Here is a 7870-nt window from a genome sequence, read left to right as displayed (position 1 = left end):
CCCGGGGGTCGGTGTCGTGACGGCCCTAACGTTCCGCCACACGATCGAAGACCCCTCGCGCTTCCGATCGGCTTCGACGGTCGGCGCCTACCTCAGCCTTACGCCGAGGCGCAGCCAATCCGGCGAAACCGACACCAACGGAAAGATATCTCGACGGGGCGACCGGCTTCTCCGAACTTACTTGTTCGAGGCCGCCACTGTCCTTCTTTCTCGAACCAAAAAGTGGTCTTCTCTAAAGGCCTGAGGCATGAAGCTCGCCAACCGGATCGGCATGAAGAAGGCAAAGGTCGCCATTGCCCGAAAGATCGCCGTGATTCTCCACTGCATCTGGGTCGATGGCACGTCGTTCGACTGGGGCCAGCCGAAGCCAAACTGATATTTGCTCGCAAGTTCCTGGTCCGGTCCGCCGGACTGGCGATGTCCTGCTGGGACGGTGGTCGTAGTGACCTCGGTCAATCGGCTGGTGGCGGTTCGCCCGCACTCCGCTGCAAACGTTGAGGCGCCCGATCCGGACATCATCATGAGGCGCTCGCGACCTCGGAAAGGACCATGACCCCAGCTACGACATCAACCCAACTCGCTGAAGCCGCCAACGATGTCGATTGCCAATCCCGCTAGGCAATCGTCTCGCCATCCGCGATCGCTCCGTCTCCGCAACCTGACCAGCTCCGACGGAGCAATCGCTAGCGGCGTGTCACTGGAGAGAGGAAGAATGGTAGCTTGACAACAAACCGCAATTAAAGGGTCGATTGACAGAATAACCACGACTTTCTGCTCAATGCGATGCCGCGCAGCGCTCTTTCGGCGGCATTGTTCGATAGGCACGCGGCCATCGTCGAGGACGCGCGTGAAGGAGACCCAGCGCTTGAACATATATAGTTCATGGCCTTGGCCAGATCGTGACCGCGGGAGAGCTCTGGCAGCACTGCTCGCGCATATAGGCCTCCAGATCGGCGACGCGTGGCGCGCTCTGCGCCTGGCGCACAGCCTTACGTTGGTCGGCGTTTTGGTCATTGATAGAGCGCTTGATCTCGAACAGAGCGTTGATGCGGCGCACGATCTCCATGGCGGCGGGCGAGATGACAATCTCCTTCGTTCCAGGCGCGCTGCGCGTTCTCCTCAAGATCCGCCCTGGCGAAGAACGGGCGCCGGGCATGGACCGACAGGCCGCTACCCTGATCAGCCCAGGAGTTCGCGCGGGCTCGTAGAGCCGATGTATCCGCCGAAGGCGTCGGCTTGGAGGATCCTGGTGTAGTTGGCCAGTTTCGCCTGCGGATGCTCACTACTTCGATCGCGCGAGGAATAAAACATCGCCGCCGGCGGATCTGAGCCGCCGAAGGGGCGATCGTCCTTCACATGGACCCAGCATCGAGCGACATCGCACTTGCCCAAGGCCAGCACGGGCACGGTGGTGTCGTGGCCATGGAGGCGTTCGTCCGGCCCAACGCCAGCCGCGCACGTCGAGTTCGGCGGCGATGTTCGAAAGACAGATACGGCCGTCGTCGAAGAAGCAGGTGAACGCGATCCAGCGCTGGCATGTAGTCCATCGCGTTGGCAGGGTCAGTTCAGGTCGCAGTTCAAGTTGTCGATTCGTAGCTGCTCGGACTGCTGGCGTAGACGCCGGCTTCGGGGCACGTGCCTGCACCGTCGTCCGAGCGCCTCGACAGGTTCTGGAAATGTCTCGGGACCGTCGGCTCGTTCGCTGGCGGAGCCCGATTCAATAGGCGCTTTTCTCAGTCCGACTGCATATTTGCGCAACTGTATCCGGCGCACTTCCGCCCAACCCCTGTTGAGCGGTTACCTGTCGAGCGCCTCAAGCAAATAGCCCTACGAGCCTTCGAGCAGGTACCTGCGGATTCCGACGAAGTCGCCCGGGTATACCGATTTGAAGTCGCCCGATTCCAAGACGATGTCGCCCACCTCTCCGATCTGATCTCGCCCGGGGGCGAGGCGTTCTGGCCGGTTGGTTCTCTGGTATCGGTCAAGCCGCGTGGTCAATCTGGAATCGCGGCTTGAATCTGTTTTTTTTCTGCTGCGGTTGCTGTGGGCATGTGGGCAACGCTCTTTGCGTTGTCCAAGCGCTGCGGCATGTCCAGAGCGCCCCCGGCTCAGGTCTTTCGGGCGGATTGCCGGGCTCGGCGCAGGCTTTCGCCGGAGAGATCGAGCCGATGGGCGTTGTGAACGAGCCGATCAGCGCGTGCCACTGGTCGACCGGGAGTTGGCTGGTGACGAGGGTGGAGCGGCGGCCGTAGCGATCCTCCAGGATCTCCAGGAGGTCGTGGCGGGCACCGGCATCGAGCGGGCCCAGGCCCCAGTCGTCGAGGATGAGCAGCAATCACGACACACCATCGTGCGCATCCGCCAGGACGCCCCCGCGATCAGCCCGGCGACGAGCGCGTTGTGCGACCTCATTCTCGACGAGCGCTCGCACCCCGAGCAGGGATTCCGCGCTTGTCTCGGCATCCACAGGCTCGCCGCGTCCGCCGGGGGCGAGCCCTCGCGGCAGCCGCGCGGGCGATCGACATCGGCGCGCGCACCTATGGCTCGGTCAAGTCGTCAACAACCTGGATCGGCCTCCCTCCTTCCGCGGACGACCTGCCGACCGCCATGCGCTGATGCGCGGCAATCCGCTCGCCCTTGTGGGAACTCTCGACGGTGCGGGTGGTGAACCGCACCTCCACCTCGGCAGGCGCGAAGCGATGCGGAACGGTGTAGTAATGCTTCTCTACCTCGACGTGGTAGTCGAGGCTGACGCGACGGATACGCCACTCGGCGAGCACGTAGGCGCTCGCCGGCAACGGCTTGAGCGCCGGCCGGTCGACCTCCTGGAGCAGCCGGCAGCGCGTCATGCCGAGCCGCCGGATCGGCCGCTCCTCGTTGAGCCTGGTGAGAAACTCGCCTATCGCCGTGTTGACCTTGGCGAGGCTGTAGAAGACGCGGTGGCGCAGGCGCCAAGCAGCCAGCCCTCGACGATGAGGACGGCTTGCTCGACCTTGGCCTTGTCGCGCGGCTTGCGTGGTCGCGCCGGCAAGACGGCCGTGCCGTAATGCGCCGGCATCTCCGCATGGGTGCGATTAATCTGTGGGTCGTAGAGGCTCGCCTTGATCACCCCGACCTTGGTTTGTCAGGCACCAGCAGCGCCGCCACCCCGTCGATCGCCGCCAAGGTACCGACGTGGGCGCTGATCCAGTCGGCAAGCCCCAGCGTCCACGTCGCCCGCGCATAGGTGAAGTTCGAGGCGCCAAGCACGGGCCTCCCGGGCCGCGTCCGTGAGTTCGTCGGGCAGCGGCCAGCTCAGGCCGGCGGCTTTCGGAGAGGCTTGCGATGCGCCGTGTGCGAGATGTGATCAGGATGAAGGCGGCTGGGCTGCCGAGCCGTGAGATTGCGCGGATGCGCGCGGCGCCCTCGACAGTGCGGTTGACCATCCGGCGGTTCGAGCTCTCCGATAGAGTGCGTCCTTTCGGCTTGCGAAGGGGACCCTGGATGCCGCCATGGTTCCGAGATGATCTCGCCCATCATTCCGGTTTGAAGTCGCCCACCCGTTCCGAGACGATCTCGCCCGGCATTCCGGGATGATGTCGCCCGGGTGATGCGGCCTGTTCTGGCTGGTGCACGCGTTTTTGAGCAAGCCATAAGAGGCCCCGCCGCTCACGATCAGAGAATTCAAGGAGCTTTCTACTGCATGGCAGGTACCTGCGGGTGCGGCTCGATGTCGCCAACCCGATTGGTCATCTTTCGCAGGCAGCGTGTGCAGTTGCAAGCCGCCGTTCCCATTGAAGAACTAGCTCTCCAATCGTGGCTTCGCCGCCTCGAATTAGGCAATACGGTTTCTCACCAGAGTAGGTAGTACGTCGGTTTCCATAGATCAGGTACGAACAATGCGACCGTGTGTGAACGATGACCGAGCGGAAAGGACACTTATACAATGATACGCGGTTCCGCTCCCGATCGACACAGTGGCCTCACGAATTGTCGCCGCCGTTCCCAGGCGCTCTCTAAGCTGCAGGTGTTCCCATGATGCATCCACCAAAATCGAAGCCAAACCAGCTGAGAAAGCGCGTCGCAAATGCATTGCGCAAAGTCGAGGCACTGGAGTCCGCTTATGAGACCATCACAATCGGTCAGCTGGTTTCAATGCGGGCAAAAACACACGGATCGACAATAGCAATCGATGTCTTCGAGCGCGGGGAACGCGCGACCTACATGGAGATGGACAAGTCGTCTAACAAATATGCGCACGCGCTGCGTGGATTCGGCGTGCGCAAGGGCGATCGCATCGGAGTGATGCTTCCCAATTGCATCGAGTACCCGATCCTGTGGTTCGCGCTTGCGAAGCTTGGTGCAATTATGGTCCCGATCAACATCCGGTATACTCCACGGGAGATTGAATATATTCTCAGCGATACACAAGCTAAGTTCGCCGTAGTCGACCAAGACGTATGGCCAGTATTCTCGTCTATGGAGCCTTGGCCACAAGGCCTTGCCAAAGAGAGGATAGTTCTCGCGGGACAGCCGTGCGGGGGGAGAATCTCTACTATCGCCGAATTGGTTAAGTGCGTCGACGATTCGATGGTTGAGGAGGATGTCGGTCCTGACGATCTTTTGAACATTCAATATACTTCCGGGACAACTGGCTTTCCAAAGGGGTGCATGTTGACGCATGACTATTGGGGGCTGTTTTCGTATCAACAGATGTGTTGGGACGACGGGCCATACAAAAGGTATTTGTCCGCGCAGCCATTCTTCTATGTCGATCCGCCGGTGCACCTTCTGAGGTCATATCGTCAGGGCGGCACGCTCTACCTAGCTCCTCAACTCAGCGCGACGCGCTTCATAAGTTGGGTCAAACAGCATCAAATAGAATGGTGCCAGGTTCCCGAACTGATAGCACGGGAGGCCGAGGCGGCCGACGAAGATGGGGCGACCTGCTTGAAGCAAATCCTGAACTGGGGCTGGAGCCCTGAGACAGTGCGCCAATTCCGGAAACGGTTCAGAGTGCGGACCGAGGAAGCGTACGGGATGACGGAGATCGGGTTCGCCACGCGAATGACTAACCAGCTCGACGAGCTAGCCAATTCAGGTTCGGTCGGGATACGCGCGCCGTTTCGGGCGCTACGGTTAATGAACGAGGATGGCAGCCCCACTCAGATCGGCGAAGTCGGTGAAGTGTGGGTTAGTGGGCGCGGGATTCTCAAGGGCTATTGGAACAAACCGGAAGCAAATGCCGCCTCGTTTGAGGAGGGATGGTTTAAGACTGGTGATCTGATGCGTCGCGATGAGCTCGGCTTTTATTGGCTGGTGGGGCGCACGAAAGACATGATCCGCCGCTCGAGCGAGAACATCGCCGCGCGAGAGGTTGAGGCAGTCATTCGCGAAATCCCTGAGATTGCGGACGTGGCCGCGATACCGGTTCGCGATCTGAAGCGCGGAGAGGAGGTCAAAATTGTCGTCGAATTGAGAGGAGGCATCGCGTCAGACAATCTGCCCATGGAGCGCATTGTCGATCATGCGCGTGCGCATCTTGCGGCGTTTAAGATACCCCGGTACATCGCCTTTACGCAGACGCTTCCTAGAGCCCCCTCAAGCAATAAAGTACTCAAACGTGAGCTTATGGCCGTCGGTGATCCGCTTGCTGGGACCTATGATACCAAAGAGAAGCGCTGGTTGTGAAATCGATTATACGCTTGTTCATGCAGATGCGTACGTTGCCGTGGCCACCTGAAGCGAGCTGGATTTGCCATCACACAACGTCCTTTGGCGTCGAGACCGCTAGTCTCTGCCAGAACCGAGGTTGGGGGCAGATATGTGCACTGACGTTGCACCACGGGCTTAATTCGGTTTGAAATTCGTTCTGGTCCACGGTGAGGACCAGACAATGAATCCCAGTGGCCTTTCCGAAGAGTAGATCATCGGATTTTGAACGAGCACGAGGCTGGCGTTTCGGTCGCCCGATCTGCGCCGGAAGGCACGGCGTCAGCATCGCCACTATCTACGAATGGAGAAACAGGTTGGGTGGGATGGAGGTCTCCGAGGCCAAGCGGCTGGGGACCGGAACACGAGAACACGCGGCTGAAGCGGCTGCTGAAGGATGCCATGCTGGACAATGCGGCGCTGAAGGGTCGGTTGGGAAGAAAGGGTGACGACCACGGCAGCGCGGAAACCTGTCGCCGGTCTGCGAGGAGCATTCGCACGAACTGACGGCCGCCGTGTAAAGCCCCGCGGGTGCTGCCGGATGATCGGACGACCCAGGCACGTTGCCGGCCATCGCCAACGCCTGAACGCGGTCGCCCGGGAGCGCCGCTGCTTTGGGTACCGACGCCTGCACGTGCTGCTCAAAAAGGGGCGTGTAGCTTACGGCGGCCATACCGATATGCGCCCGGATTCCGAGCCTTGCGCGGCTAGTTCAGGAGAGCTCGAGCGGGATCCGCACGGTGGTGATCTCGCCGTGGCGACCGTGTCAAGATCATTTGGCATGACAGCCAGGGCGGGTGTCTGTGCGCGAAGCGGTTGGAGCGCTTGGTCACCGGCAGTTCTCCGGTAGGACCTCGGTTGCACGTTGTGGCGCGCTGACGCAACCGAAGGAACCACCGATGACCGGCACGCTACATCCGCTGGAACCACCGCCCCATTGAGCGGTGATCCGGCCATTGGCCGTCCGGCTCTCGCCAGCTGACGGCCCGGCCCTTTCCCGGTGAACGCGGTGACCCGAGACCAGTCACACAGCGGTTCGAGAGTACGCCATGCCAAGCTGAGGATTGCTTGGGGTGCGAGTCCCACCCGGCCAAGCCCGCAGCAGCAAGCCATGACCGAATCTTGCGCGCTCGGCAACGCGGGGTCTGAAGTGCAGACAGGATTCATGCTGGGTGCGGGAATGAACCTCGAAAGGTCGATATTCGCGAAGGCCGAGTGTGTTCCCTATGCTCTGACTTACCTGTCCGCGATAACCTTCCTGATGATCCCGAGACGCTCAAGGCGTCCTGCTGGCAGCGCTTCACGAGAGCGAGCGGCTGCGTCAGATTATCAAAGAGCTGCAGCGCCACTGCTTTGGCCGGAAGGCCGGGACGCTCCCCGAGGAGCAGATGCTGCTGGGCCTTGAGGACGTCCACCAGGTCGCAGCGTCTGCCGAGGCCGGTCACGACGAGACAACCTCGGAAGGCCGGGCGGAGCGCGCACCCAAACGCCGCGTCAATGGCGGAATACTACCGACGCATCTGCCGCGGATCGAGGTCGTGGTCGACGTCGACGCCAAGACCTGTCCCTGCTGCAACGGCGACCTGCACCAGATCGCCGAAGACAAGAGCGAGCGGCGGGACATGGCGCCGGCGCAGTTCAGCGTTGTCGTCACCCGACGTCCCAAATATGCCTGCCGAGCCTGCGAAGATGGCGTCCTGCAGGCCGAGGCTCCGGCCCGGCTGATCGAGGGCGGCCTACCGACGGAGGCAACCGTAGCCCAGGTTCTGATGTCCAAATATGCGGATCATCTGCCACTCCATCTGCGCCCGCTGCATGAGCGCCTTCTCACGGTGCTTAGAGCAAGCTCCAAGCTGTTCGCCGCCAAGACCACGGTGCCGGTGCTCGATCCCGGTCGAGGGCGCACCAAGACCGGCCAGCTCTGGCGCTAGGCCGCTGACGCAGGCCCTGGGGCGGCCTCGATCCGCCCGGCATCGCCTATGTCTATGCACCCGACCGCCAGGCCGAGCGGCTGTTCAGCCATTTTGCCGGCTTCAAGGGCGTCCTGCAGGTCGATGGCTACAACACCTACCCAAAGCTTGCCGAACGTGGTGAGGTTGAGCGTAAGCGTCGCTCTGAGGCCCATTTGATTGGTGCTTGACGTCTATTTTGAACGCGTGGTGCGCCGGCGCGGCTTCCA

4 protein-coding genes and 6 pseudogenes are annotated in these 7870 nt (G+C 61.5%); 5 read left to right on the top strand and 5 right to left on the bottom strand.

The features are described 5' to 3' along the window. A pseudogene (locus tag AC0L3J_RS36730) lies at nt 1–376 on the top strand (transposase); the annotation flags it as partial. Nucleotides 377–737: 361 nt separating this feature from the next. Here the strand turns inward: AC0L3J_RS36730 and AC0L3J_RS36725 are convergent. From AC0L3J_RS36725 to AC0L3J_RS36705, 5 genes and pseudogenes are all read right to left on the bottom strand, one after another. Continuing rightward, nucleotides 738–884 (bottom strand): IS66 family transposase, encoded by a 147-nt coding sequence (locus tag AC0L3J_RS36725; RefSeq protein WP_433994757.1) that lies wholly within the window; start codon nt 882–884, stop codon nt 738–740. Continuing rightward, complete coding sequence (locus tag AC0L3J_RS36720) at nt 881–1156, bottom strand: IS66 family transposase (RefSeq protein ID WP_433994758.1); 276 nt, start codon at nt 1154–1156, stop codon at nt 881–883. Before AC0L3J_RS36720 ends, AC0L3J_RS36725 begins: the two co-directional genes overlap by 4 nt. 23 nt (nt 1157–1179) lie before the next feature. Further along, nucleotides 1180–1407: an IS66 family transposase gene (locus AC0L3J_RS36715; RefSeq protein WP_433994759.1), complete on the bottom strand. Its 228-nt coding sequence runs from the start codon at nt 1405–1407 to the stop codon at nt 1180–1182. Between the two features lie 701 nt (nt 1408–2108). After that, nucleotides 2109–2332, bottom strand: a pseudogene (locus AC0L3J_RS36710) (ATP-binding protein); the annotation flags it as partial. A 277-nt stretch (nt 2333–2609) separates the two neighbouring features. Next, nucleotides 2610–3249: pseudogene (locus tag AC0L3J_RS36705) on the bottom strand (Mu transposase domain-containing protein); the annotation flags it as partial. Nucleotides 3250–4014: 765 nt separating this feature from the next. Between AC0L3J_RS36705 and AC0L3J_RS36700 the strand changes: the two are divergent. From AC0L3J_RS36700 to AC0L3J_RS36685, 4 genes and pseudogenes are all read left to right on the top strand, one after another. Next, nucleotides 4015–5670, top strand: coding sequence for a class I adenylate-forming enzyme family protein (locus tag AC0L3J_RS36700; protein ID WP_473350333.1), 1656 nt, complete (start codon nt 4015–4017; stop codon nt 5668–5670). A gap of 243 nt (nt 5671–5913) precedes the next feature. After that, a pseudogene (locus tag AC0L3J_RS36695) lies at nt 5914–6340 on the top strand (transposase); the annotation flags it as partial. Between the two features lie 110 nt (nt 6341–6450). Continuing rightward, nucleotides 6451–6570, top strand: a pseudogene (locus AC0L3J_RS36690) (hypothetical protein); the annotation flags it as partial. A 336-nt stretch (nt 6571–6906) separates the two neighbouring features. Next, nucleotides 6907–7789 (top strand): annotated as a pseudogene (locus AC0L3J_RS36685) (IS66 family transposase); the annotation flags it as partial. Between the last annotated feature and the right edge of the window lie 81 nt (nt 7790–7870).

This window comes from Bradyrhizobium sp. Kon37 (genome assembly GCF_055807535.1).
The sequence above is the reverse complement of the archived record's forward strand: the minus strand, read 5'-3'. Positions and strand labels throughout refer to the sequence as shown.

Coding starts and splice junctions, on each gene's coding strand:
- AC0L3J_RS36725 (WP_433994757.1), bottom strand. CDS start 884: ATGAACTATATATGTTCAAGCGCTGGGTCTCCTTCACGCGCGTCCTCG.
- AC0L3J_RS36720 (WP_433994758.1), bottom strand. CDS start 1,156: ATGCCCGGCGCCCGTTCTTCGCCAGGGCGGATCTTGAGGAGAACGCGC.
- AC0L3J_RS36700 (WP_473350333.1), top strand. CDS start 4,015: ATGATGCATCCACCAAAATCGAAGCCAAACCAGCTGAGAAAGCGCGTC.